Origin of the sequence: Streptomyces flaveolus, from assembly GCF_000716535.1 — a bacterium.
Lineage (GTDB): Bacteria > Actinomycetota > Actinomycetes > Streptomycetales > Streptomycetaceae > Streptomyces > Streptomyces flaveolus_A.
The window spans coordinates 164,615-185,145 of sequence record NZ_JNWV01000004.1; the positions used below are offsets into that span (position 1 = coordinate 164,615).

Sequence of the window (20,531 nt, forward strand, 5' to 3'; positions counted from 1 at the left end):
AGTGTTTGCCCCGGGTTCCGGGCCTTTACAGCAAAGATCACCTGGCGCCGATGAAGTAAGGCGTACAGAACCACTCCACAGGAGGACCCCAGTGGCGAAGGCGAAGTTCGAGCGGACTAAGCCGCACGTCAACATCGGCACCATCGGTCACATCGACCACGGTAAGACGACCCTCACGGCCGCCATTACCAAGGTGCTGCACGACGCGTACCCGGACCTGAACGAGGCCACCCCGTTCGACAACATCGACAAGGCGCCCGAGGAGCGTCAGCGCGGTATCACCATCTCCATCGCGCACGTCGAGTACCAGACCGAGGCGCGTCACTACGCCCACGTCGACTGCCCGGGTCACGCGGACTACATCAAGAACATGATCACCGGTGCCGCGCAGATGGACGGCGCGATCCTGGTGGTCGCCGCCACCGACGGCCCGATGCCGCAGACCAAGGAGCACGTGCTCCTGGCCCGCCAGGTCGGCGTTCCGTACATCGTCGTCGCCCTGAACAAGGCCGACATGGTGGACGACGAGGAGATCCTGGAGCTCGTCGAGCTCGAGGTCCGTGAGCTCCTCTCCGAGTACGAGTTCCCCGGCGACGACGTTCCGGTCGTCAAGGTCTCCGCGCTCAAGGCCCTCGAGGGCGAGCAGGAGTGGGTGGACTCCGTCCTCAACCTGATGAAGGCCGTCGACGAGTCGATCCCGCAGCCGGAGCGCGACGTCGACAAGCCGTTCCTCATGCCGATCGAGGACGTCTTCACCATCACCGGTCGCGGTACGGTCGTCACCGGCCGTATCGAGCGTGGTGTCCTGAAGGTCAACGAGACCGTCGACATCATCGGCATCAAGACCGAGAAGACCACCACCACGGTCACCGGCATCGAGATGTTCCGCAAGCTGCTCGACGAGGGCCAGGCCGGTGAGAACGTCGGTCTGCTCCTCCGTGGCATCAAGCGCGAGGACGTCGAGCGCGGCCAGGTCATCATCAAGCCGGGCTCGGTCACCCCGCACACCGAGTTCGAGGCGCAGGCCTACATCCTCTCCAAGGACGAGGGTGGCCGCCACACGCCGTTCTTCAACAACTACCGTCCGCAGTTCTACTTCCGCACGACGGACGTGACCGGCGTGGTGACCCTCCCCGAGGGCACCGAGATGGTCATGCCGGGTGACAACACCGAGATGAAGGTGGAGCTCATCCAGCCCGTCGCCATGGAAGAGGGCCTGAAGTTCGCCATCCGTGAGGGTGGCCGCACCGTGGGCGCCGGCCAGGTCACCAAGATCGTCAAGTAAGTTCCGCTTGCTTGCGGTTTGACGGCCTGGGGGTCAGTTCCCGACCCGAAGGTCTCGACCTGCGAGAGGCCCGTACGACTCCGGTCGTACGGGCCTCTTCGTCTTTCCCCGCCCGCGACCGCATACGGTTCTCCGGGTGAGGAAGAGGACCTTGATACACGCGGCGCTGCAGACCGTCGTCCCCTGGCTGGCGGTGGCGGCCGTGGTGATCGCCATGGCCTGGCAGCAGGGCCTGTTCGACCGGGGCGCCCCGGCCGCGTCGGGTCCGGCCCGCACCATCGCGCTGCCGGGAGGCGGGTTCTCCGACGGCGGCCGGTGCGGAGCCAAGGGCTACCACTACTTCCCGCTGCCCGCGGACGCGTCCGCACCCCCCGCGGCGCAGTCCGCCGACTCGCGGCCCGGTCCGCAGCTCGTGCTCGGCTCCTACGGCTACGAGAAGCTGTCCCGCGCCCCCGGCCGCTTCACCGTCGGCCTGCTCTTCGCGCCGGGCCCCGAGGGATCGCTGAAGCTGTCGCGGACCCTGGGCGGCGAGGGCGTCGCCGTCGAGATCGAGGGCCCGGACGGGCTGGTCGGCGGAGCGCACGGCCTGCCCGTCACCTGGGATTCCGCCACGCAGTCCGGCACCGGTGGCAGCGCCGAGGTGTCCCTGCCGCTGGAGGCACTGTGCCCCGGGCAGGACGCGGAGACCGTGAGGAAGAGGCTCGAGCCGCCGATCGACTCCTCCAACACCATCACCGGGCAGCCGGCCTACACCCTGACCGTGTCGGTGCGTGACCCGGGCATCGGAACGCAGCGCAGGTCGATCGGCCTCCCGCCGGGCGGCAACCTGCTCAGCGCGAACAATCTGGTGCCGGAGGACGGCTCCATGCTCGCGAGCACGGCGTACTGACGGCTTCGAAACTATTCGGCGCGTACGACCCGTTCCCCCCGCCCCTGCCTCCCTCCACTATTTGTCATGCCGGTGAGCAAATAGGTGCTGGAGGTACTGGAGGGGTGAGGTATGTCGTCTGCGCACGTCAGCCGTAGGACGGTGCTCGGCGGGACGGTCCTGGGCGCCGGGCTGGCCGCGATGCCCGTGGGGGCCTCGGGGACCGCGTCCGCCGCCACGGGGGACGGGCTCCGGGTGACGGACCCGGGGGCGTACATCTCGTTCACGGGCGGGGTGTTCTCCCTGGTCGGCGCGCCCGTGGTGGTGAGCGCGGAGGACCACCCCGGGGTCGTGCGGGTGGCCGGGGACCTCCGGGACGACCTCGCGCGCGTGACCGGCGTCCGCCCCGGCACGACGATCGGCCGCTTCCCGGTGCTCCTCGGCACGATCGGCCGCAGCCCGCTGATCGACGGCCTGATCCGGTCCGGAAGGCTCGACGTCACGGGCGTACGGGGCAGGTGGGAGACCTCGCTGCAGACGGTCGTGGAGCACCCGATGCCCGGCGTGGAGCGGGCGTTCGTCATCGCGGGCAGCGACCCGCGGGGCACGATCTTCGGGGCGTACGACGTCTCGTACGGCATCGGCGTCTCGCCCTGGCACTGGTGGGCCGACGTGCCGCCGGCCCGGCGCGACGCGGTGTGGGTGAAGGCCGGCCGCTTCACCCAGGGCACCCCGGCGGTGAAGTACCGGGGCGTCTTCATCAACGACGAGAACCCGGCGCTCGGCACCTGGGCACCGGCGTACTTCGGCCCGGGGAAGGCACCTAGCTACCCCGGCGGCTTCACCGCCGACTTCTACACGAAGGTCTTCGAGGTCCTGCTGCGCCTGAAGGGCAACTACCTGTGGCCGGCGGTGTGGGGCCGGGCGTTCGCGGAGGACGACCCGGACAACCACCGGCGGGCGGCCGAGTACGGCATCGTCATGGGCACGTCCCACGAGGCGCCGATGATGCGGGGCATCGAGGAGTGGAACCGGCACGCAGGCTCCGGGACCGACCCCTACGGGGGCACGGGCGAATGGTCGTACCGCCGCAACGCGGAGGCGATCCGCGCGTACTGGCGCGCGGGCATCCAGCGCATGGTCGACCAGGGCTTCGAGGGCGTCGTCACCCTCGGCATGCGCGGCAACGGCGACACCGGCCTGCCCGACGGCGACGGCATCGAACTGATGCAGCAGATCATCGCCGACCAGCGCCGCATCATCGAGGAGGTGACCGGCAGGCCGGCGGCCGAGACCCCCCAGGTCTGGACCCTCTACAAGGAGGTGCAGCGCTACTGGGACCGCGGCCTGCGCGCCCCGGACGACGTCACCGTGGTCCTCACCGACGACAACTGGGGCAACATCCGCAAGCACCCGGACAGCCCCCGCACCGGCGGCTACGGCCTCTACTACCACTTCGACTACGTCGGCGCCGGCCGCAACTACAAGTGGGTCGACACCGCCAACCTCAGGAACGTCTGGGACCAGCTCCACCAGGCGCACGCCTACGGCAACCACGGCCTGTGGGTGGCCAACGTCGGCGACCTGAAGGGCAACGAACTGCCGACGGAGTTCTTCCTCGGCTACGCCTGGAATCCCGACGCCTGGCCGCTGGAGCGCCTCGGCGCGTGGGAGGAGCGCTACGCCCGCCAGAACTTCGGCGAGGCACAGGCGAAGGAGATCGCGTCCCTGCTGGCGACCTACGGACGGCTCCAGGCCCGCCGCAAGCCGGAGCTGCTGAACCGCCGGATCACCCTCTCCGGCGATCAGGTCGTGTACGACGACCAGCAGAGCCCGTACTACTTCGCGCACCGGGAACTGGAACGGGTCACCGAGGAGTGGCGCGCGCTGGGGCGCCGCGCGGAACGCGTCGAGCGCAGACTGCCGGGGAAGCTGCGGGACGCGTGGTTCGAACTGGCGGGTTACGCGGTCACGGCGACCGCGAACCTGTACGCGCTGCGGGAAGCGGAGTTCACGAACCTGCTGTACGCGGCGCAGGGCCGGGCCGCGACCAACGACCGCGCGGCGCAGGCGGAGGCCGCCCTCGGCCAGGACCTCGCCCTCGCCGACCGCTTCAACTCCCGTGTGGCCGACGGGAAATGGCAGGGCTTCCAGACCCAGCCGCACATCGACTACGGGGACGTCGAGCGCTACGGCCCCAATGCGGGGTGGCAGCAGCCGGAGAAGGACAACGTGGCGCTGCCGGATGTGCTGTTCCCCGCGGTGAGGCGCATCGAGGTGCCCTCGGGCGCGGAGCTGGGCGTGTCCGTGGACGGGGCCGAGGACGCGGGGGAGTGGTGGCCGGGAGGTTCCTCCTCGGCCGCGTCGCTGCCACCGTTCAGCCCGTACCAGACCCGCCCCCGGCAGTACGTGGAGATCTTCAACCGGGGCCGTACGCCCTTCCCGTACGAGGTCTCGGTCTCGGCGCCCTGGCTGCGGGTGGCCCGCCCGCGCGGCCGGGTGGACCAGCAGGTCCGCCTGGAGGTGGAGGTGGACTGGTCCCTGGCTCCGGCCGGGCGCGCGGAGGCGACTTTGACGGTCCACGGGGCGGGTGCGTCGGTCCCGGTCCGCTGTGTGGCGGAACGCCCGTCGGGGGTGCGGGTGCGGGGCTTCGTGGAGGCCGGCGGCTACGTGGCGATCGACGCCGGGCACTACGACCGGGCGGTCGGGCAGTGGCGCCGTATCGACGGCATCGGCCGGACCGGCGCGGGTGTGACCCCGTGGCCGGTGACGTCCCCGAGCCGTACTCCGGGCGGCGACTCACCTCGCCTGGAGTACGAGGTGACGCTGCTGTCCGCTCCCGGCGAGGTGACGGTCTGGGCCCATCTGTCCCCCCGCAACCCGGCCGTCCCCGGCGTCGCGGGCCTGCGCTACGGCATCTCCCTCGACGACGGCCCGATCCGGACCGTGGACATCACGACGGGTGCGGACGACGGCGCGCTGAACACGGTGTGGGCCCGCCACACCTCGGACAACGTCAACGCGACGGCGACCACGCACGCCGTGACGAAGCCGGGCGTCCACCGGCTGAAGTTCTGGATGGTGGACCCGACGGTGGTCGTACAACGCCTGCTCATCGACACGGGCGGGCTGCCGCGGCTGTATCTGGGGCCGCTGGAGAGCGCGCGGGTGGGGGAGGGTCACCCGTAGAGCGGCAGACCCTCCGTCGAGATCGTCCAGTCGGCGATCGTCACGTCCTCGCCATAGACGAAGTCCTTGCGTGTGGCGTAGCGGGGGCCGGCCGGAGTGGGGTGGATGTCCGTGAAGACGGCGCCTGTGCCGGTGCGGGGGTCGAAGACCGCGTAGACCGGGACACCCATCAGGGGGTAGTCGCGGACCTTGCCCACCCAGTCGTTGTCCGGGTTGGAGCGGGAGACGATCTCGATGGCGGCGATGAGCGTGCGGGGATCGAAGCAACCCGGGACGTCCATGTCCTCCATGGTGATCACCATGATGTCCGGTCGGCGCATGAGGCCCTGGGACTCGTCCTCGACATCCGGTTCGCCGGTGTGAGCCACGATCTCCTCTGGCATCACCCTTTCCAGACGCCTCCGCAGGTGCACAGTGGTCAGCTCATGCGGACCGACGGGCGCCGTCGTGTCGTGGACGATCCCTTCCTGGGTGATCTCGAACTTGCCGGGCAGGATGTCGTCCGCGGACTGCACGAAATCCCGCATGGCTCGGTAGCGGTGGAAAGCGCCCCGCCGCGCGTTGCCCGGTGCGATGGTCATGGCGCTCGCTCCTCGTCTGTGCCCAGGGGCAAGGATCGTCGCTTTCATGCTAGGCGGACTCCTGGAGGCGGGTTCGGCAGCCGCGGCAGCGGCCCGGTCGTGGCGCGCGGAAGGCGCGGTCGCAGCCGTCGCAGGTCTGGAGAGGGTGCCGGACGGTCGGGGGCGGTTCGGGTGCGCGGTACGGGGGAAGGGGCGGGAGTCCGGCCGCCAGGCGGTGGGCCAGGAGTGCGGCCGGACGGATCAGGGGTTCCTCCGGCAGGCCCGTGGTCAGTGCGTGGCGTACGGCGGTGGGGGTGAGGTCCCGCTCCAGCCAGGCCGCGACACCGGGGGCGAGGTGCTCGGTCTCGGTGGCGGACAGGAGCAGGCGCGGGTCCGTGCGGCGCAGGTCCGAGAGGACGCCGGTGGCCGCCCGCAGGAGGGCGGGGGAGGGGTACGCGGGCTCGGGTACGGCGGGGAGGGCCGCGCGGCGGGCGGGCTTGTGCTGCGCCGCGGTGGCCGCCCGGCGCGTTCGCGGGGCCTCGGACGCCTCACGCCGGTGGCCCGGCTGGTTGCAGGAGATCGTGCGGGTGACGATACGGCCGCCGGGGACGCGGGTGCGTTCGCGGCGCAGGTAGCCGTGGGCCTCCAGCTCGCGCAGCGCGGCGGCGATACGGGTCGCGCCCTCGGGGAAGCGGGCGGCGAGGGTCTTGATGTCGACGCGGGCGCCGGGCGGCAGCGACTGGATGTGGCAGGCCAGACCGATCGCGAGGAGCGAGAGGTCCGGGTGCTGGGCGAGGTGGTTGCCGATCACCGTGAACCGTGTGGTGTGGCGGGTGTGGTCGTGGATGAGCCCGCCGCTGTGAGGGGCCCGGTTCGGGTGGTTGTCGGCGGTAACGGGGGACGCGGCGCATGTGGGCGCGCTAGGGTTTTCAACATCCATCGGGAAGTTGGAGCCTTCCTCGGTGGTCAGGCCCTCGCTCGGGATCGCTACTCCCGGCGAGGGCCGACGCATGTGTACGGTCCTGTCGCGCCGAGCGTAAGGCAGGCAACCCGCCCGAAATCCAGCCGAGTTGGACGTATTCACCCTCGCGGGTGAGTCAGCGCCGTGGGCGGGAGGGGTGGGGCTTGGCGGGGTTCTTTCACCTCGTTGTTCCTTGGGGAAAGCCGCCCATGGCGCCGGAGCACGAGGTGTCGGGTTCCGGTGCGGTGAGAGCGACCTCGGCCCAGACGGTCTTGGCCGGATGCCGTCCGTGGGCGACGCCCCAGCGGTCGGCGAGGGCCGCGCCGACGACCTAGAGCGGCAACTGGAAGTCGCCGCCGCGTCCCTGGCCACCATCCACGTCCGCGACTCCGAGAACCCCGGCGCCCCCGCCTGGGCGGGGTGCCTGTGGAATCCGTACCCGTGGGGACCCCCGGCTTGCCGTCGTGTGGGCCCCGCCCCGGCAGTGGGGCCCACCGCCCTCCGGTCCCGCTCCGGGGCCCTCGGCCGGCTCGGTCTCCTAGCTTCATGGGCTGTCGCTACTCTGGCAGGTGCACGCTAATGACCTAGTCGCCGAGTCGGTGGCCGTGGTCAACCGGAGCGAGGTCGGCTCCGACGACGCCCCCGCCCTGACGCAGAGGCTGAGGTTCTCGGCCCTCGTGGGCGGGGTGCGCCGTGACCTCATGCAGTCCCAGGTGTATCTGGTCCGCCCGGACCGAGCAGTAGTCGACCATTCGCAGGCGGTTCTTCTGATGGGGCTTTTCGATCTGTTCACCGGCACCCGGCGCCCTGACAGCGGGGTCGCGGCACGGTCGCCCGGGGAGGTGCGGGCGGCGCTGCTCGCGGTCGGCGGGCCGGACGTGCCGTACACCGTGCGCGAGGGCGCCGCCGACGGCGCCGAGCTGGTGGCGGAATGGCGCGTCCGGGAACCCGCCTGGCACACCTTCTTCGCCCGGACCCAGGTGAGCCGGACCCTTGAGATCCGGATGCGTCTGGTCCCGGAGCGTCGTGAGGTCCGCGCTCTCGACCGGGAGTGGGAGGTCACCTGGGTCGGCGAAACGCCCAGGCTGGCCTTGTCCAAGGAGCAGTCCCGCGGGCAGGTCAGGACCGTCTCGCGGCGCTGGACGGTCGACCGGGGGAGCGACGGCAGGCTCCGGATGACGGAGGACTTCCGCTTCGATTCCGCAGAGCTGAAGACGCCCCTCCAGGAGGCGGTCCTCCGCATGGGGTGGATATGGCGCGGGGCCCTGTTCAAACTGTGATCGCCGGGCTGTGGTCCCGACGCGGCAGCACCCGGGTTTGACCTACATCACTCCCGGGGTAATCTCTTCGGCTCGATTGGCGGAGGAGCTGCCCCATATGGCAGACTGTCCGAGTTGCTCGGTCGAGTGTTGATGCTGCGCGCCTCCCGCCGGGAGGACCGGAAGCGAGTCCCACAGTACTCGTCGTCCTAACTGCCCTCGGGCAGCACTGGGGCGGACGTACGGGAATCTTCCGGGAAGCGTGGGCGCGGCACCGGCCAGGCGCCCGGTGGGCCCGAGGTCCCCGGTCCGCGGTTCCGGAAGGGCCGTGTCAATCCCGCAGGGATGTTCGAACAAGGGACATCTGTGTCAGCGGGAGCGCGACACGCCCGACCGCGTGGGTCGGAGAACGAGGGATGCAGGAAACACCGGGTCCAGAGCGTGAGAAGAGACAGGACTACTGAGTAGCCATGGCGGGACAGAAGATCCGCATCCGGCTCAAGGCCTACGACCACGAGGTCATCGACTCCTCGGCGAAGAAGATCGTCGAGACGGTGACCCGCACTGGTGCGTCGGTCGCGGGCCCGGTGCCGCTGCCCACTGAGAAGAACGTGTACTGCGTCATCAAGTCGCCGCACAAGTACAAGGACTCGCGCGAGCACTTCGAGATGCGCACGCACAAGCGCCTGATCGACATCCTCGACCCGACCCCCAAGACCGTTGACTCTCTGATGCGACTCGACCTGCCGGCCGGTGTCGACATCGAGATCAAGCTCTGAGGCTGGTGGGCTGAGAATGGCTAAGCAGATCAAGGGCATCCTGGGCGAGAAGCTCGGCATGACGCAGGTGTGGGACGAGAACAACCGCGTTGTTCCGGTCACCGTCGTCAAGGCCGGGCCCAACGTCGTCACCCAGGTCCGTACGAACGACACTGACGGCTACGAGTCGGTCCAGATCGCCTTCGGCGAGATCGACCCGCGCAAGGTGAACAAGCCCCTCAAGGGCCACTTCGCCAAGGCCGACGTCACCCCGCGTCGTCACCTCGTCGAGATCCGCACCGCGGACGCCTCCGAGTACACGCTCGGCCAGGAGATCACCGCTGCGGTGTTCGAGGCCGGTACCAAGGTCGACGTCACCGGCAAGAGCAAGGGCAAGGGCTTCGCCGGTGTCATGAAGCGCCACAACTTCCGTGGCCTCGGCGCCGGACACGGCACCCAGCGCAAGCACCGCTCCCCCGGTTCCATCGGTGGCTGCGCCACCCCGGGCCGTGTGTTCAAGGGCCTCCGCATGGCGGGTCGCATGGGCAACGAGCGGGTCACCACCCAGAACCTGACCGTCCACGCCGTTGACGCGGAGAAGGGTCTGCTGCTCATCAAGGGCGCGGTTCCCGGTCCGAACGGCGGCCTCGTCCTGGTCCGCACCGCGGCCAAGGGGGCCTGAGGTAACCGATGAGCACTGTTGACATCCTTTCGCCGGCGGGCGACAAGGCCGGTTCCGTCGAGCTCCCCGCGGAGATCTTCGACGCCAAGGTCAGCGTTCCGCTGATCCACCAGGTCGTCGTCGCGCAGCTGGCCGCTGCCCGCCAGGGCACGCACAAGACCAAGACCCGTGGCGAAGTCCGTGGTGGTGGCAAGAAGCCGTACCGCCAGAAGGGCACCGGTCGCGCCCGTCAGGGTTCGACCCGCGCGCCGCAGTTCGCCGGTGGTGGCGTCGTGCACGGTCCCGTGCCGCGTGACTACTCGCAGCGCACCCCGAAGAAGATGAAGGCCGCCGCCCTGCGCGGTGCCCTCACCGACCGGGCGCGTCACAACCGCATCCACGTCGTCTCCGGCGTGGTCGAGGGCGAGACCCCCAGCACCAAGGCCGCCAAGTCGCTGTTCGGCAAGATCTCGGAGCGCAAGAACCTGCTCCTGGTCGTCGACCGCGCCGACGAGGCCGCGTGGCTGTCCGCCCGCAACCTGCCCCAGGTCCACATCCTGGAGCCGGGCCAGCTGAACACGTACGACGTTCTCGTCTCGGACGACGTGGTCTTCACCCAGGCCGCTTTCGAGTCCTTCGTCGCCGGCCCGAAGGCCAACGACACCGAAGGGAGCGAGGTCTGATGGCCATCCGTCACCCCGCTATCGCCTCGAAGGCCGCCAAGGCCGCCAAGGCCGCGCGCGTCGCCAAGGCGCGTCGCCACGCCACCGAGGGCAAGAACACCGTCGAGACCCCGCTGAGCAAGTCGTACACGGACCCCCGTGACGTCCTGCTGAAGCCGGTCGTCTCCGAGAAGAGCTACGCGCTCCTCGACGAGAACAAGTACACGTTCATCGTCGACCCGAACGCCAACAAGACCCAGATCAAGCAGGCCGTTCAGGCGGTCTTCGACGTCAAGGTCACCGGGGTCAACACGATCAACCGCCAGGGCAAGCGCAAGCGGACCCGCACCGGCTTCGGCCAGCGTGCGGCCACCAAGCGCGCGATCGTGACCCTCGCCGAGGGCGACCGTATCGACATCTTCGGCGGTCCGACCGCGTAAGCGGGTCGGATCGTCCGATATCGGACGAGGACTGAGAAATGGGAATCCGCAAGTACAAGCCGACTACGCCGGGCCGTCGTGGCGCCAGCGTCGCCGACTTCGTCGAGGTCACGCGGTCCACGCCGGAGAAGTCGCTGGTCCGTCCCCTGCACAGCAAGGGCGGCCGTAACAACGCCGGTCGTGTGACCGTTCGCCACCAGGGTGGCGGACACAAGCGCGCCTACCGTGTGATCGACTTCCGTCGTCACGACAAGGACGGCGTGCCGGCGAAGGTCGCGCACATCGAGTACGACCCCAACCGCACCGCGCGCATCGCGCTGCTGCACTACGCCGACGGCGAGAAGCGCTACATCCTCGCCCCGCGCAACCTGCAGCAGGGTGACCGCGTCGAGAACGGTCCCGGGGCCGACATCAAGCCGGGCAACAACCTGGCCCTCCGCAACATCCCGGTCGGTACCACGATCCACGCGATCGAGCTCCGTCCCGGTGGCGGTGCCAAGTTCGCCCGCTCCGCCGGTGCCTCCGTGCAGCTGCTCGCGAAGGAGGGCGCCTACGCCCACCTGCGTATGCCGTCCGGTGAGATCCGCCTGGTCGACGTGCGCTGCCGCGCCACCGTCGGCGAGGTCGGCAACGCCGAGCAGAGCAACATCAACTGGGGCAAGGCGGGCCGCAAGCGGTGGCTGGGCGTTCGCCCGACCGTCCGTGGTGTGGTCATGAACCCGGTTGACCACCCGCACGGTGGTGGTGAGGGCCGGACCTCCGGTGGTCGCCACCCTGTGTCCCCGTGGGGCAAGAAGGAAGGCCGTACTCGTTCGCCCAAGAAGGCGTCGAACAAGTACATCGTCCGCCGCCGCAAGACGAACAAGAAGCGCTAAGGACGGGTTGAGATGCCTCGTAGCTTGAAGAAGGGGCCCTTCGTCGACGACCACCTGATGAAGAAGGTGGACACGCAGAACGAAGCCGGCACCAAGAACGTCATCAAGACCTGGTCCCGTCGCTCGATGATCGTCCCGGCCATGCTCGGCCACACGATCGCGGTGCACAACGGCAAGACCCACATCCCGGTGTTCGTCACCGAGTCGATGGTCGGCCACAAGCTCGGCGAGTTCTCGCCGACGCGCACCTTCCGGGGCCACGTCAAGGAAGACCGGAAGTCGAAGCGCCGCTAGTAGCGGATCGCATTCAGACACGTAAGTAACTGAAGGGACAACCATGGAAGCCAGGGCCCAGGCGCGGTACATCCGCGTCACGCCCATGAAGGCCCGCCGCGTGGTGGACCTCATCCGTGGCATGGACGCCACGGAGGCCCAGGCCGTCCTGCGATTCGCTCCGCAGGCCGCCTCGGTGCCGGTGGGCAAGGTGCTGGACAGCGCCATCGCCAACGCCGCGCACAACTACGACCACACCGATGTCGACAGCCTCTTCATCTCCGAGGCCTACGTCGACGAGGGCCCGACCCTGAAGCGGTTCCGTCCGCGTGCCCAGGGCCGTGCCTACCGGATCCGCAAGCGGACCAGCCACATCACCGTGGTCGTCAGCAGCAAGGAAGGAACCCGGTAATGGGCCAGAAGGTAAACCCGCACGGGTTCCGGCTCGGTGTCACGACCGACTTCAAGTCGCGTTGGTACGCCGACAAGCTGTACAAGGACTACGTCAAGGAAGACGTCGCCATCCGTCGGATGATGACGTCCGGCATGGAGCGCGCCGGCATCTCCAAGGTCGAGATCGAGCGCACCCGTGACCGCGTGCGTGTGGACATCCACACCGCTCGTCCGGGCATCGTCATCGGCCGCCGTGGCGCCGAGGCCGACCGCATCCGCGGTGACCTCGAGAAGCTCACGGGCAAGCAGGTCCAGCTGAACATCCTCGAGGTCAAGAACCCCGAGACCGACGCTCAGCTCGTGGCCCAGGCCGTCGCCGAGCAGCTCTCCTCCCGCGTCTCCTTCCGTCGGGCCATGCGCAAGAGCATGCAGTCCGCCATGAAGGCCGGCGCCAAGGGCATCAAGATCCAGTGCGGTGGCCGCCTCGGCGGCGCCGAGATGTCCCGCTCGGAGTTCTACCGCGAGGGCCGCGTGCCCCTGCACACGCTCCGTGCGAACGTGGACTACGGCTTCTTCGAGGCCAAGACGACCTTCGGCCGCATCGGTGTGAAGGTCTGGATCTACAAGGGCGACGTCAAGAACATCGCCGAGGTCCGCGCCGAGAACGCTGCCGCCCGTGCGGGTAACCGCCCGGCCCGCGGTGGCGCCGACCGCCCGGCCCGTGGTGGCCGCGGTGGCGAGCGGCGCGGTCGCAAGCCGCAGCAGGCTGCCGGTGCCGAGGCCCCCAAGGCCGAGGCTCCCGCCGCCGCTCCGGCTGAGAGCACCGGAACGGAGGCCTGACCGTCATGCTGATCCCCCGTAGGGTCAAGCACCGCAAGCAGCACCACCCGAAGCGCAACGGTATGTCCAAGGGTGGAACGCAGGTTGCGTTCGGCGAGTACGGCATCCAGGCGCTGACCCCGGCCTACGTGACGAACCGCCAGATCGAGGCGGCTCGTATCGCGATGACCCGCCACATCAAGCGTGGCGGCAAGGTCTGGATCAACATCTACCCGGACCGTCCCCTCACCAAGAAGCCGGCCGAGACCCGCATGGGTTCCGGTAAGGGTTCTCCGGAGTGGTGGATCGCCAACGTCAAGCCCGGACGTGTGATGTTCGAGCTGTCGTACCCCAACGAGAAGATCGCCCGTGAGGCGCTGACGCGTGCGGCCCACAAGCTGCCGATGAAGTGCCGGATCGTCAAGCGCGAGGCAGGTGAAGCGTGATGTCGGCCGGTACCAAGGCGTCCGAGCTGCGCGAGCTGGGCAACGAGGAGCTTCTGGCGAAGCTCCGCGAGGCCAAGGAAGAGCTGTTCAACCTCCGCTTCCAGGCGGCGACGGGTCAGCTCGAGAACCACGGTCGGCTGAAGGCCGTCCGCAAGGACATCGCGCGGATCTACACCCTGATGCGTGAGCGCGAGCTGGGCATCGAGACGGTGGAGAGCGCCTGATGAGCGAGAGCAACGTGACTGAGCAGAACACCGAAGCCCGAGGCTTCCGCAAGACCCGTGAGGGTCTGGTCGTCAGCGACAAGATGGACAAGACCGTCGTCGTCGCCGTCGAGGACCGTGTGAAGCACGCGCTGTACGGCAAGGTCATCCGCCGTACGAACAAGCTCAAGGCCCACGACGAGCAGAACGCTGCGGGTGTCGGCGACCGCGTCCTCCTCATGGAGACCCGGCCGCTGTCCGCGACGAAGCGCTGGCGCGTCGTCGAGATCCTCGAGAAGGCCAAGTAATTCCTGCGGGGCAGACCCCGCAGGTCAGTTCCGCCAGGCTCGGCAGGGGCTCCCCCTGAAAGGGCAGCCCCTGCCGGGAACCGGCAGACGATCAGGAGATAGACGTGATCCAGCAGGAGTCGCGACTGCGTGTCGCCGACAACACTGGTGCGAAGGAGATCCTTTGCATCCGTGTGCTCGGTGGCTCCGGTCGCCGCTACGCGGGCATCGGTGACGTCATCGTCGCCACCGTCAAGGACGCGATCCCCGGTGGCAACGTGAAGAAGGGTGACGTCGTCAAGGCGGTCATCGTTCGCACCGTCAAGGAGCGCCGCCGTCCGGACGGCTCGTACATCCGCTTCGACGAGAACGCCGCTGTCATTCTGAAGAACGACGGCGACCCTCGCGGCACCCGCATCTTCGGCCCGGTCGGGCGTGAGCTGCGCGAGAAGAAGTTCATGAAGATCATCTCGCTGGCTCCGGAGGTGCTGTAAGCATGAAGATCAAGAAGGGCGACCTGGTCCAGGTCATCACCGGCAAGGACAAGGGCAAGCAGGGCAAGGTCATTGCCGCTTACCCGCGCGAGGAGCGTGTCCTGGTCGAGGGTGTCAACCGGGTCAAGAAGCACACCAAGGCCGGTCCGACCGCCAGCGGTTCGCAGGCCGGCGGCATCGTGACCACCGAGGCCCCGATCCACGTGTCCAACGTTCAGCTGGTCGTGGAGAAGGACGGCCAGAAGGTCGTCACGCGTGTCGGCTACCGCTTCGACGAAGAGGGCAACAAGATCCGCGTTGCCAAGCGGACGGGTGAGGACATCTGATGGCTACCACCACCACTCCGCGTCTGAAGCAGAAGTACCGCGAGGAGATCGCGGGCAAGCTGCGTGACGAGTTCAAGTACGAGAACGTCATGCAGGTCCCGGGCCTCGTCAAGATCGTGGTCAACATGGGTGTGGGCGACGCCGCCCGCGACTCCAAGCTGATCGAGGGCGCCATCCGCGACCTCACCACGATCACCGGTCAGAAGCCGGCCGTCACCAAGGCCCGCAAGTCCATCGCGCAGTTCAAGCTGCGTGAGGGCCAGCCGATCGGTGCCCACGTCACGCTCCGTGGCGACCGCATGTGGGAGTTCCTGGACCGCACCCTGTCGCTCGCGCTGCCGCGCATCCGCGACTTCCGCGGCCTGTCCCCCAAGCAGTTCGACGGCCGTGGCAACTACACCTTCGGTCTCACGGAGCAGGTCATGTTCCACGAGATCGACCAGGACAAGATCGACCGCGTCCGGGGTATGGACATCACCGTGGTGACCACGGCGACCAACGACGAAGAGGGCCGTGCCCTTCTCCGTCACCTCGGCTTCCCGTTCAAGGAGGCGTGAGCGAGATGGCGAAGAAGGCTCTCATCGCGAAGGCTGCTCGCAAGCCCAAGTTCGGTGTGCGTGGCTACACCCGCTGCCAGCGCTGCGGCCGTCCCCACTCCGTGTACCGCAAGTTCGGCCTGTGCCGCGTGTGCCTTCGTGAGATGGCTCACCGTGGCGAGCTGCCGGGCGTGACCAAGAGCTCCTGGTAATCCCCACTTTTAGGGATTCCTGGACCTCTCGGTAAGCAACCGGGACGGCAGGGGCGCCTGCCCTCATGGCTTAGGCTAGGAGGGTTGGGCCTCTGCCGCCCTGAACGACTTACTACGCCGTAGGTCCCCGCACCGCACCCGTCCCGTCCATGTATGGGGAGAGGGATGGCGCATATAGGAAACCCCGGCGAGAAAGGCCACAGGCCAATTCATGACCATGACTGATCCGATCGCAGACATGCTGACGCGTCTGCGGAACGCGAACTCGGCGTACCACGACTCGGTGTCGATGCCGCACTCCAAGATCAAGTCTCACATCGCGGAGATCCTCCAGCAGGAGGGCTTCATCACGGGCTGGAAGGTCGAGGACGCCGAGGTCGGCAAGAACCTCGTCCTGGAGCTGAAGTTCGGCCCCAACCGTGAGCGCTCCATCGCGGGCATCAAGCGGATCTCCAAGCCCGGTCTCCGGGTGTACGCGAAGTCCACCAACCTGCCGAAGGTGCTCGGCGGCCTCGGCGTGGCGATCATCTCCACGTCGCACGGGCTCCTCACCGACAAGCAGGCCGGCAAGAAGGGCGTGGGTGGGGAAGTCCTCGCCTACGTCTGGTAGCAGAAGGGAACGGAGGAAACAGCTATGTCGCGCATCGGCAAGCTCCCCATCGCGGTTCCCGCCGGCGTGGACGTCACCATCGACGGCCGCACGGTCTCGGTCAAGGGCCCCAAGGGCTCGCTGACCCACACCGTTGCCGCGCCGATCGACATCGCTAAGGGCGAGGACGGCACCCTTCAGGTGCTGCGCCCGAACGACGAGCGTCAGAGCAAGGCCCTGCACGGCCTCTCCCGCACGCTGGTGGCGAACATGATCACCGGCGTGACCCAGGGTTACGTGAAGAAGCTCGAGATCAGCGGTGTCGGTTACCGAGTGACCGCCAAGGGTTCGAACCTGGAGTTCGCTCTCGGTTACAGCCACCCGATCGTCGTCGAGGCCCCCGAGGGCATCACCTTCAAGGTGGAGTCCCCGACCCGTTTCTCGGTCGAGGGCATCGACAAGCAGAAGGTCGGCGAGGTTGCGGCCAACATCCGCAAGCTGCGCAAGCCCGACCCGTACAAGGCCAAGGGCGTCAAGTACGAGGGCGAAGTCATCCGCCGCAAGGTCGGAAAGGCGGGTAAGTAAGCCATGGCATACGGGCAGAAGATCCTCAAGGGCGACGCCTACAAGCGCGCCGCGATCAAGCGCCGTCACATCCGGATCCGCAAGCGGATCGCCGGTACGGCGGAGCGCCCCCGTCTGGTCGTGACCCGCTCCAACCGCCACATCGTGGCGCAGGTGATCGACGACCTGAAGGGCCACACCCTGGCGTCGGCGTCCACCCTGGACGCGTCGATCCGTGGCGGCGAGGCCGACAAGTCCGCGCAGGCCAAGCAGGTCGGCGCCCTGGTCGCCGAGCGTGCCAAGGCCGCCGGTGTCGAGGCCGTCGTGTTCGACCGTGGTGGCAACCAGTACGCCGGGCGCATCGCCGCCCTGGCGGACGCCGCCCGCGAAGCCGGGCTCAAGTTCTGAGCCGCTTGTAGCTAGCGGAAAGAGAGAGGTAATCCAATGGCTGGACCCCAGCGCCGCGGAAGCGGTGCCGGTGGCGGCGAGCGGCGGGACCGGAAGGGCCGTGACGGCGGCGCTGCTGCCGCCGAGAAGACCGCGTACGTCGAGCGCGTCGTCGCGATCAACCGCGTCGCCAAGGTTGTGAAGGGTGGTCGTCGCTTCAGCTTCACCGCGCTGGTCGTGGTGGGCGACGGTGACGGCACCGTGGGTGTCGGATACGGCAAGGCCAAGGAGGTGCCGGCCGCCATCGCCAAGGGCGTTGAGGAGGCCAAGAAGCACTTCTTCAAGGTCCCCCGGATCCAGGGCACCATCCCGCACCCCATCCAGGGTGAGAAGGCTGCCGGCGTCGTGCTGCTCAAGCCCGCGTCCCCCGGTACCGGTGTTATCGCCGGTGGTCCGGTGCGTGCCGTGCTGGAGTGCGCCGGTATCCACGACGTGCTGTCGAAGTCGCTCGGCTCCGACAACGCGATCAACATCGTGCACGCGACCGTGGAGGCCCTGAAGGGTCTGCAGCGTCCCGAGGAGATCGCGGCCCGCCGTGGTCTGCCGCTCGAGGACGTCGCTCCCGCGGCCCTGCTGCGTGCGCGTGCCGGGGCGGGTGCGTAATCATGGCGCAGCTCAAGATCACGCAGGTCAAGTCCTACATCGGCAGCAAGCAGAACCACCGTGACACCCTGCGGTCGCTTGGTCTCAAGGGGATCAACACCGTGGTCGTCAAGGAGGACCGCCCCGAGTTCCGCGGAATGGTGCACACCGTCCGCCACCTCGTGACGGTCGAGGAGGTCGACTGATCATGGCGGAGCAGAACCCGCTGAAGATCCACAACCTCCGTCCCGCCCCGGGCGCCAAGACCGCCAAGACCCGTGTCGGTCGTGGTGAGGCGTCGAAGGGTAAGACGGCCGGTCGTGGTACCAAGGGCACCAAGGCCCGCTACCAGGTTCCGGAGCGCTTCGAGGGCGGCCAGATGCCGCTGCACATGCGCCTCCCGAAGCTGAAGGGCTTCAAGAACCCGTTCAAGACCGAGTACCAGGTCGTGAACCTCGACAAGCTGGCCGCGCTCTACCCCGAGGGTGGCGAGGTCACGGTCGAGGGTCTGGTGGCCAAGGGTGCCGTTCGCAAGAACAGCCTCGTCAAGGTCCTCGGCCAGGGCGAGATCTCCGTGGCGCTGCAGGTGACGGTCGACGCCGTCTCCGGCTCCGCCAAGGAGAAGATCACCGCCGCCGGCGGCACGGTCACCGAGCTCGTCTGAGTCCTTCGGACGACGCCTCGATGACGTAAACGGTCCCGACCGGGGATACCTCACAATGAGGTATCCCCGGTTGGTCGTTCCTAGGGGGGCAGTGTCGCCGGTAAGGTGGCCTGCACTGTTCTTTTTCGTATTCGTCGAACTCAGACCGTCACCCTTGACGCAGTTGCGCGGGGGTCGCAGGAGGCACCGTGCTCACCGCGTTCGCCCGGGCGTTCAGGACGCCCGACCTGCGCAAGAAGCTGCTCTTCACGCTGGGCATCATCGTGGTCTACCGGGTCGGTACCCACATCCCGATCCCCGGCGTGAACTACAAGGCAGTCCAGACCTGTGTGAACGAGGCCCAGGGCAACCAGGGCCTGTTCGGCCTCGTGAACATGTTCAGTGGCGGTGCGCTACTGCAGATCACGGTCTTCGCGCTCGGCATCATGCCGTACATCACGGCCAGCATCATCCTTCAGCTGCTGACCGTGGTCATCCCGCGCCTGGAGGCCCTGAAGAAGGAGGGCCAGGCCGGCACGGCGAAGATCACGCAGTACACCCGCTACCTCACCGTGGCGCTCGCCATCCTCCAGGGCACCGGCCTGGTCGCCACCGCCCGCAGCGGCGCGCTCTTCAGCGGCTGCTCGGTCGCCACGAGCATCGTCCCGGACCAGGCGATCTTCACCACGATCACCATGGTCATCTGCATGACCGCGGGTACGGCCGTCGTGATGTGGCTCGGCGAGCTGGTCACCGACCGCGGCATCGGCAACGGCATGTCGATCCTGATGTTCATCTCGATCGCCGCGACCTTCCCGTCCGCGCTGTGGGCCATCAAGAAGCAGGGCACCCTGGCCGGCGGCTGGATCGAGTTCGCCACCGTCATCGCGGTGGGCCTGGTCATGGTCGGGCTCGTCGTCTTCGTCGAGCAGGCTCAGCGCCGCATCCCGGTGCAGTACGCGAAGCGCATGATCGGACGCCGTTCCTACGGCGGCACGTCCACCTACATCCCGCTCAAGGTGAACCAGGCGGGTGTGATTCCCGTCATCTTCGCCTCCTCGCTGCTCTACATCCCGGCGCTGGTGGCGCAGTTCGCGGGGGGCAAGTCGGGCTGGAAGACCTGGATCGAGCAGAACCTCACCAAGGGCGACCACCCGATTTACATCACTACGTACTTCTTGCTCATCGTTTTCTTCGCGTTCTTCTATGTGGCGATCTCCTTCAACCCCGAGGAAGTAGCCGACAACATGAAGAAGTATGGTGGCTTCATCCCGGGCATCCGGGCTGGCCGACCGACCGCTGAGTACCTGAGCTACGTGCTCAACCGGATCACCTGGCCGGGTTCGCTGTATCTGGGTCTGATCGCTCTCGTACCGACACTGGCGTTGGTGGGCTTCGGAGCAAGCCAGAACTTCCCCTTCGGCGGGACCAGCATCCTGATCATCGTGGGTGTCGGTCTCGAGACGGTGAAGCAGATCGAGAGCCAGCTCCAGCAGCGCAATTACGAAGGGTTCCTCCGCTGATGCGTATCGTCCTCGTCGGGCCGCCGGGTGCCGGTAAGGGAACGCAGGCCGTCCGGCTCGCTGAGACGCTGGCCGTCCCGCACATCTCCACGGGCGACCTGTTCCGGGCCAACATCAGTCGGCAGACGGAGCTGGGCAAGCTCGCGAAGTCCTACATGGACGCCGGCAACCTCGTTCCCGACGAGGTGACGATCGCGATGGCCAAGGACCGCATGGAGCAGCCGGACGCGGAGAACGGCTTCCTGCTGGACGGCTTCCCGCGGAACGTCTCGCAGGCGGAGGCGCTGGACGAGCTGCTGCAGACCGAGGGCATCACGCTGGACGCCGTCCTGGACCTGGAGGTCCCCGAGGACGAGGTCGTCAAGCGCATCGCGGGCCGGCGCATCTGCCGGAACGACTCCTCCCACGTCTTCCACGTGACCTACAGCCCACCGAAGCAGGAGGGCGTCTGCGACGTCTGCGGCGGCGAGCTGTACCAGCGCGACGACGACTCCGAGGAGACCGTCCGCAAGCGGCTGGAGGTCTACCACACGCAGACCGAGCCGATCATCGACTACTACAAGGCGCAGGGCCTGGTCGTGACGATCTCCTCCCTGGGCCCGGTCGACGAGATCACGCGGCGGGCGCTGGAGGCCCTCAAGCGCGAGAAGGCCGACAAGTAGCTCCCGGCCCTTCC

General features: G+C 68.1%; 29 protein-coding genes. 27 read left to right on the forward strand and 2 right to left on the reverse strand.

Annotated elements, in window-relative coordinates:
- Nucleotides 1–91 precede the first annotated feature (91 nt).
- From tuf to OO52_RS04480, 3 genes are all read left to right on the forward strand, one after another.
- The gene (gene tuf, locus OO52_RS04470) at nucleotides 92–1,285 is read left to right on the forward strand and encodes an elongation factor Tu (protein WP_014674366.1); all 1,194 of its coding nucleotides are present in this window, start codon (nucleotides 92–94) and stop codon (nucleotides 1,283–1,285) included.
- 136 nt (nucleotides 1,286–1,421) lie between these two features.
- Nucleotides 1,422–2,174: a hypothetical protein gene (locus OO52_RS04475; protein ID WP_234339477.1), complete on the forward strand. Its 753-nt coding sequence runs from the start codon at nucleotides 1,422–1,424 to the stop codon at nucleotides 2,172–2,174.
- 111 nt (nucleotides 2,175–2,285) lie between these two features.
- Complete coding sequence (locus tag OO52_RS04480; RefSeq protein WP_030641183.1) at nucleotides 2,286–5,342, forward strand: glycosyl hydrolase 115 family protein; 3,057 nt, start codon at nucleotides 2,286–2,288, stop codon at nucleotides 5,340–5,342.
- Here the strand turns inward: OO52_RS04480 and OO52_RS04485 are convergent.
- Together OO52_RS04485 and OO52_RS04490 are read right to left on the reverse strand one after the other, a co-directional pair.
- Entirely contained in the window at nucleotides 5,333–5,923 is a 591-nt protein-coding gene (locus tag OO52_RS04485) for a Uma2 family endonuclease (protein WP_030641184.1), read from the reverse strand. The two genes, OO52_RS04480 and OO52_RS04485, sit on opposite strands and share 10 nt — an antisense overlap.
- 49 nt (nucleotides 5,924–5,972) lie before the next feature.
- Nucleotides 5,973–6,842 (reverse strand): DNA-binding protein, encoded by an 870-nt coding sequence (locus tag OO52_RS04490; protein ID WP_030937100.1) that lies wholly within the window; start codon nucleotides 6,840–6,842, stop codon nucleotides 5,973–5,975.
- A 590-nt stretch (nucleotides 6,843–7,432) separates the two neighbouring features.
- On the opposite strand from OO52_RS04490, the gene OO52_RS04495 reads away from it, so the two are divergent.
- The 24 genes from OO52_RS04495 (at nucleotide 7,433) to OO52_RS04610 (ending at nucleotide 20,517) form a co-directional block, all read left to right on the forward strand.
- A complete protein-coding gene (locus OO52_RS04495; protein WP_324608275.1) occupies nucleotides 7,433–8,143 on the forward strand; it encodes a hypothetical protein in 711 nt (236 codons plus the stop codon).
- Nucleotides 8,144–8,592: 449 nt separating this feature from the next.
- Nucleotides 8,593–8,901: a 30S ribosomal protein S10 gene (gene rpsJ / locus OO52_RS04500; protein ID WP_003948644.1), complete on the forward strand. Its 309-nt coding sequence runs from the start codon at nucleotides 8,593–8,595 to the stop codon at nucleotides 8,899–8,901.
- A 16-nt stretch (nucleotides 8,902–8,917) separates the two neighbouring features.
- Nucleotides 8,918–9,562, forward strand: a complete 645-nt coding sequence (gene rplC, locus OO52_RS04505; RefSeq protein WP_030641186.1) for a 50S ribosomal protein L3 — start codon at nucleotides 8,918–8,920, stop codon at nucleotides 9,560–9,562.
- An 8-nt stretch (nucleotides 9,563–9,570) separates the two neighbouring features.
- Nucleotides 9,571–10,224: a 50S ribosomal protein L4 gene (gene rplD / locus OO52_RS04510; RefSeq protein ID WP_030641187.1), complete on the forward strand. Its 654-nt coding sequence runs from the start codon at nucleotides 9,571–9,573 to the stop codon at nucleotides 10,222–10,224.
- Nucleotides 10,224–10,643, forward strand: coding sequence for a 50S ribosomal protein L23 (rplW, locus tag OO52_RS04515; protein WP_030345427.1), 420 nt, complete (start codon nucleotides 10,224–10,226; stop codon nucleotides 10,641–10,643). The genes rplD and rplW overlap by 1 nt, the downstream gene beginning before the upstream one ends.
- 38 nt (nucleotides 10,644–10,681) lie before the next feature.
- A complete protein-coding gene (gene rplB, locus OO52_RS04520; RefSeq protein WP_018543909.1) occupies nucleotides 10,682–11,518 on the forward strand; it encodes a 50S ribosomal protein L2 in 837 nt (278 codons plus the stop codon).
- 12 nt (nucleotides 11,519–11,530) lie between these two features.
- Nucleotides 11,531–11,812, forward strand: coding sequence for a 30S ribosomal protein S19 (gene rpsS / locus OO52_RS04525; protein ID WP_030641188.1), 282 nt, complete (start codon nucleotides 11,531–11,533; stop codon nucleotides 11,810–11,812).
- A gap of 43 nt (nucleotides 11,813–11,855) precedes the next feature.
- Complete coding sequence (gene rplV, locus OO52_RS04530) at nucleotides 11,856–12,203, forward strand: 50S ribosomal protein L22 (protein ID WP_006130776.1); 348 nt, start codon at nucleotides 11,856–11,858, stop codon at nucleotides 12,201–12,203.
- Nucleotides 12,203–13,024 carry a 30S ribosomal protein S3 gene (rpsC, locus tag OO52_RS04535; RefSeq protein WP_014674374.1) on the forward strand — a complete coding sequence of 274 codons (822 nt, stop codon included), beginning with the start codon at nucleotides 12,203–12,205 and terminating at the stop codon, nucleotides 13,022–13,024. The genes rplV and rpsC overlap by 1 nt, the downstream gene beginning before the upstream one ends.
- 5 nt (nucleotides 13,025–13,029) lie before the next feature.
- Nucleotides 13,030–13,449 carry a 50S ribosomal protein L16 gene (gene rplP, locus OO52_RS04540; protein ID WP_009190136.1) on the forward strand — a complete coding sequence of 140 codons (420 nt, stop codon included), beginning with the start codon at nucleotides 13,030–13,032 and terminating at the stop codon, nucleotides 13,447–13,449.
- Entirely contained in the window at nucleotides 13,449–13,673 is a 225-nt protein-coding gene (gene rpmC, locus OO52_RS04545) for a 50S ribosomal protein L29 (protein WP_003974259.1), read from the forward strand. The genes rplP and rpmC overlap by 1 nt, the downstream gene beginning before the upstream one ends.
- On the forward strand, nucleotides 13,673–13,960 hold the full coding sequence (rpsQ, locus tag OO52_RS04550) for a 30S ribosomal protein S17 (RefSeq protein ID WP_030641193.1): 288 nt from the start codon (nucleotides 13,673–13,675) through the stop codon (nucleotides 13,958–13,960). Before rpmC ends, rpsQ begins: the two co-directional genes overlap by 1 nt.
- 104 nt (nucleotides 13,961–14,064) lie before the next feature.
- Nucleotides 14,065–14,433 carry a 50S ribosomal protein L14 gene (rplN, locus tag OO52_RS04555; protein ID WP_003998823.1) on the forward strand — a complete coding sequence of 123 codons (369 nt, stop codon included), beginning with the start codon at nucleotides 14,065–14,067 and terminating at the stop codon, nucleotides 14,431–14,433.
- A gap of 2 nt (nucleotides 14,434–14,435) precedes the next feature.
- Nucleotides 14,436–14,759, forward strand: coding sequence for a 50S ribosomal protein L24 (gene rplX / locus OO52_RS04560; protein ID WP_014674376.1), 324 nt, complete (start codon nucleotides 14,436–14,438; stop codon nucleotides 14,757–14,759).
- Nucleotides 14,759–15,316: a 50S ribosomal protein L5 gene (rplE, locus tag OO52_RS04565; RefSeq protein ID WP_030345436.1), complete on the forward strand. Its 558-nt coding sequence runs from the start codon at nucleotides 14,759–14,761 to the stop codon at nucleotides 15,314–15,316. Before rplX ends, rplE begins: the two co-directional genes overlap by 1 nt.
- Before the next feature lie 5 nt (nucleotides 15,317–15,321).
- Nucleotides 15,322–15,507 carry a type Z 30S ribosomal protein S14 gene (locus OO52_RS04570; protein ID WP_003948630.1) on the forward strand — a complete coding sequence of 62 codons (186 nt, stop codon included), beginning with the start codon at nucleotides 15,322–15,324 and terminating at the stop codon, nucleotides 15,505–15,507.
- Between the two features lie 211 nt (nucleotides 15,508–15,718).
- Nucleotides 15,719–16,117, forward strand: coding sequence for a 30S ribosomal protein S8 (rpsH, locus tag OO52_RS04575; protein ID WP_014674378.1), 399 nt, complete (start codon nucleotides 15,719–15,721; stop codon nucleotides 16,115–16,117).
- Between the two features lie 24 nt (nucleotides 16,118–16,141).
- Nucleotides 16,142–16,681, forward strand: a complete 540-nt coding sequence (gene rplF / locus OO52_RS04580; protein ID WP_030641195.1) for a 50S ribosomal protein L6 — start codon at nucleotides 16,142–16,144, stop codon at nucleotides 16,679–16,681.
- A 3-nt stretch (nucleotides 16,682–16,684) separates the two neighbouring features.
- Nucleotides 16,685–17,068, forward strand: a complete 384-nt coding sequence (gene rplR / locus OO52_RS04585; RefSeq protein ID WP_030641198.1) for a 50S ribosomal protein L18 — start codon at nucleotides 16,685–16,687, stop codon at nucleotides 17,066–17,068.
- Between the two features lie 36 nt (nucleotides 17,069–17,104).
- On the forward strand, nucleotides 17,105–17,710 hold the full coding sequence (rpsE, locus tag OO52_RS04590; RefSeq protein WP_019753099.1) for a 30S ribosomal protein S5: 606 nt from the start codon (nucleotides 17,105–17,107) through the stop codon (nucleotides 17,708–17,710).
- 2 nt (nucleotides 17,711–17,712) lie between these two features.
- Nucleotides 17,713–17,895 (forward strand): 50S ribosomal protein L30, encoded by a 183-nt coding sequence (gene rpmD, locus OO52_RS04595; RefSeq protein ID WP_003998814.1) that lies wholly within the window; start codon nucleotides 17,713–17,715, stop codon nucleotides 17,893–17,895.
- Nucleotides 17,896–17,897: 2 nt separating this feature from the next.
- Nucleotides 17,898–18,353 carry a 50S ribosomal protein L15 gene (gene rplO, locus OO52_RS04600; protein ID WP_014674382.1) on the forward strand — a complete coding sequence of 152 codons (456 nt, stop codon included), beginning with the start codon at nucleotides 17,898–17,900 and terminating at the stop codon, nucleotides 18,351–18,353.
- 188 nt (nucleotides 18,354–18,541) lie between these two features.
- On the forward strand, nucleotides 18,542–19,855 hold the full coding sequence (secY, locus tag OO52_RS04605) for a preprotein translocase subunit SecY (RefSeq protein ID WP_030641200.1): 1,314 nt from the start codon (nucleotides 18,542–18,544) through the stop codon (nucleotides 19,853–19,855).
- Entirely contained in the window at nucleotides 19,855–20,517 is a 663-nt protein-coding gene (locus tag OO52_RS04610) for an adenylate kinase (protein WP_030641202.1), read from the forward strand. Before secY ends, OO52_RS04610 begins: the two co-directional genes overlap by 1 nt.
- Nucleotides 20,518–20,531 lie beyond the last annotated feature (14 nt).

What these genes read in the sequence shown, in the direction of transcription:
- OO52_RS04480 (WP_030641183.1), top strand. Translation starts at nt 2,286, where the DNA reads ATGTCGTCTGCGCACGTCAGCCGTAGGACGGTGCTCGGCGGGACGGTC.
- OO52_RS04485 (WP_030641184.1), bottom strand. Translation starts at nt 5,923, where the DNA reads ATGACCATCGCACCGGGCAACGCGCGGCGGGGCGCTTTCCACCGCTAC.
- OO52_RS04490 (WP_030937100.1), bottom strand. Translation starts at nt 6,842, where the DNA reads ATGGATGTTGAAAACCCTAGCGCGCCCACATGCGCCGCGTCCCCCGTT.
- rpsJ (WP_003948644.1), top strand. Translation starts at nt 8,593, where the DNA reads ATGGCGGGACAGAAGATCCGCATCCGGCTCAAGGCCTACGACCACGAG.
- rplC (WP_030641186.1), top strand. Translation starts at nt 8,918, where the DNA reads ATGGCTAAGCAGATCAAGGGCATCCTGGGCGAGAAGCTCGGCATGACG.
- rplD (WP_030641187.1), top strand. Translation starts at nt 9,571, where the DNA reads ATGAGCACTGTTGACATCCTTTCGCCGGCGGGCGACAAGGCCGGTTCC.
- rplW (WP_030345427.1), top strand. Translation starts at nt 10,224, where the DNA reads ATGGCCATCCGTCACCCCGCTATCGCCTCGAAGGCCGCCAAGGCCGCC.
- rplB (WP_018543909.1), top strand. Translation starts at nt 10,682, where the DNA reads ATGGGAATCCGCAAGTACAAGCCGACTACGCCGGGCCGTCGTGGCGCC.
- rpsS (WP_030641188.1), top strand. Translation starts at nt 11,531, where the DNA reads ATGCCTCGTAGCTTGAAGAAGGGGCCCTTCGTCGACGACCACCTGATG.
- rplV (WP_006130776.1), top strand. Translation starts at nt 11,856, where the DNA reads ATGGAAGCCAGGGCCCAGGCGCGGTACATCCGCGTCACGCCCATGAAG.
- rpsC (WP_014674374.1), top strand. Translation starts at nt 12,203, where the DNA reads ATGGGCCAGAAGGTAAACCCGCACGGGTTCCGGCTCGGTGTCACGACC.
- rplP (WP_009190136.1), top strand. Translation starts at nt 13,030, where the DNA reads ATGCTGATCCCCCGTAGGGTCAAGCACCGCAAGCAGCACCACCCGAAG.
- rpmC (WP_003974259.1), top strand. Translation starts at nt 13,449, where the DNA reads ATGTCGGCCGGTACCAAGGCGTCCGAGCTGCGCGAGCTGGGCAACGAG.
- rpsQ (WP_030641193.1), top strand. Translation starts at nt 13,673, where the DNA reads ATGAGCGAGAGCAACGTGACTGAGCAGAACACCGAAGCCCGAGGCTTC.
- rplX (WP_014674376.1), top strand. Translation starts at nt 14,436, where the DNA reads ATGAAGATCAAGAAGGGCGACCTGGTCCAGGTCATCACCGGCAAGGAC.
- rplE (WP_030345436.1), top strand. Translation starts at nt 14,759, where the DNA reads ATGGCTACCACCACCACTCCGCGTCTGAAGCAGAAGTACCGCGAGGAG.
- OO52_RS04570 (WP_003948630.1), top strand. Translation starts at nt 15,322, where the DNA reads ATGGCGAAGAAGGCTCTCATCGCGAAGGCTGCTCGCAAGCCCAAGTTC.
- rpsH (WP_014674378.1), top strand. Translation starts at nt 15,719, where the DNA reads ATGACCATGACTGATCCGATCGCAGACATGCTGACGCGTCTGCGGAAC.
- rplF (WP_030641195.1), top strand. Translation starts at nt 16,142, where the DNA reads ATGTCGCGCATCGGCAAGCTCCCCATCGCGGTTCCCGCCGGCGTGGAC.
- rplR (WP_030641198.1), top strand. Translation starts at nt 16,685, where the DNA reads ATGGCATACGGGCAGAAGATCCTCAAGGGCGACGCCTACAAGCGCGCC.
- rpsE (WP_019753099.1), top strand. Translation starts at nt 17,105, where the DNA reads ATGGCTGGACCCCAGCGCCGCGGAAGCGGTGCCGGTGGCGGCGAGCGG.
- rpmD (WP_003998814.1), top strand. Translation starts at nt 17,713, where the DNA reads ATGGCGCAGCTCAAGATCACGCAGGTCAAGTCCTACATCGGCAGCAAG.
- rplO (WP_014674382.1), top strand. Translation starts at nt 17,898, where the DNA reads ATGGCGGAGCAGAACCCGCTGAAGATCCACAACCTCCGTCCCGCCCCG.
- OO52_RS04610 (WP_030641202.1), top strand. Translation starts at nt 19,855, where the DNA reads ATGCGTATCGTCCTCGTCGGGCCGCCGGGTGCCGGTAAGGGAACGCAG.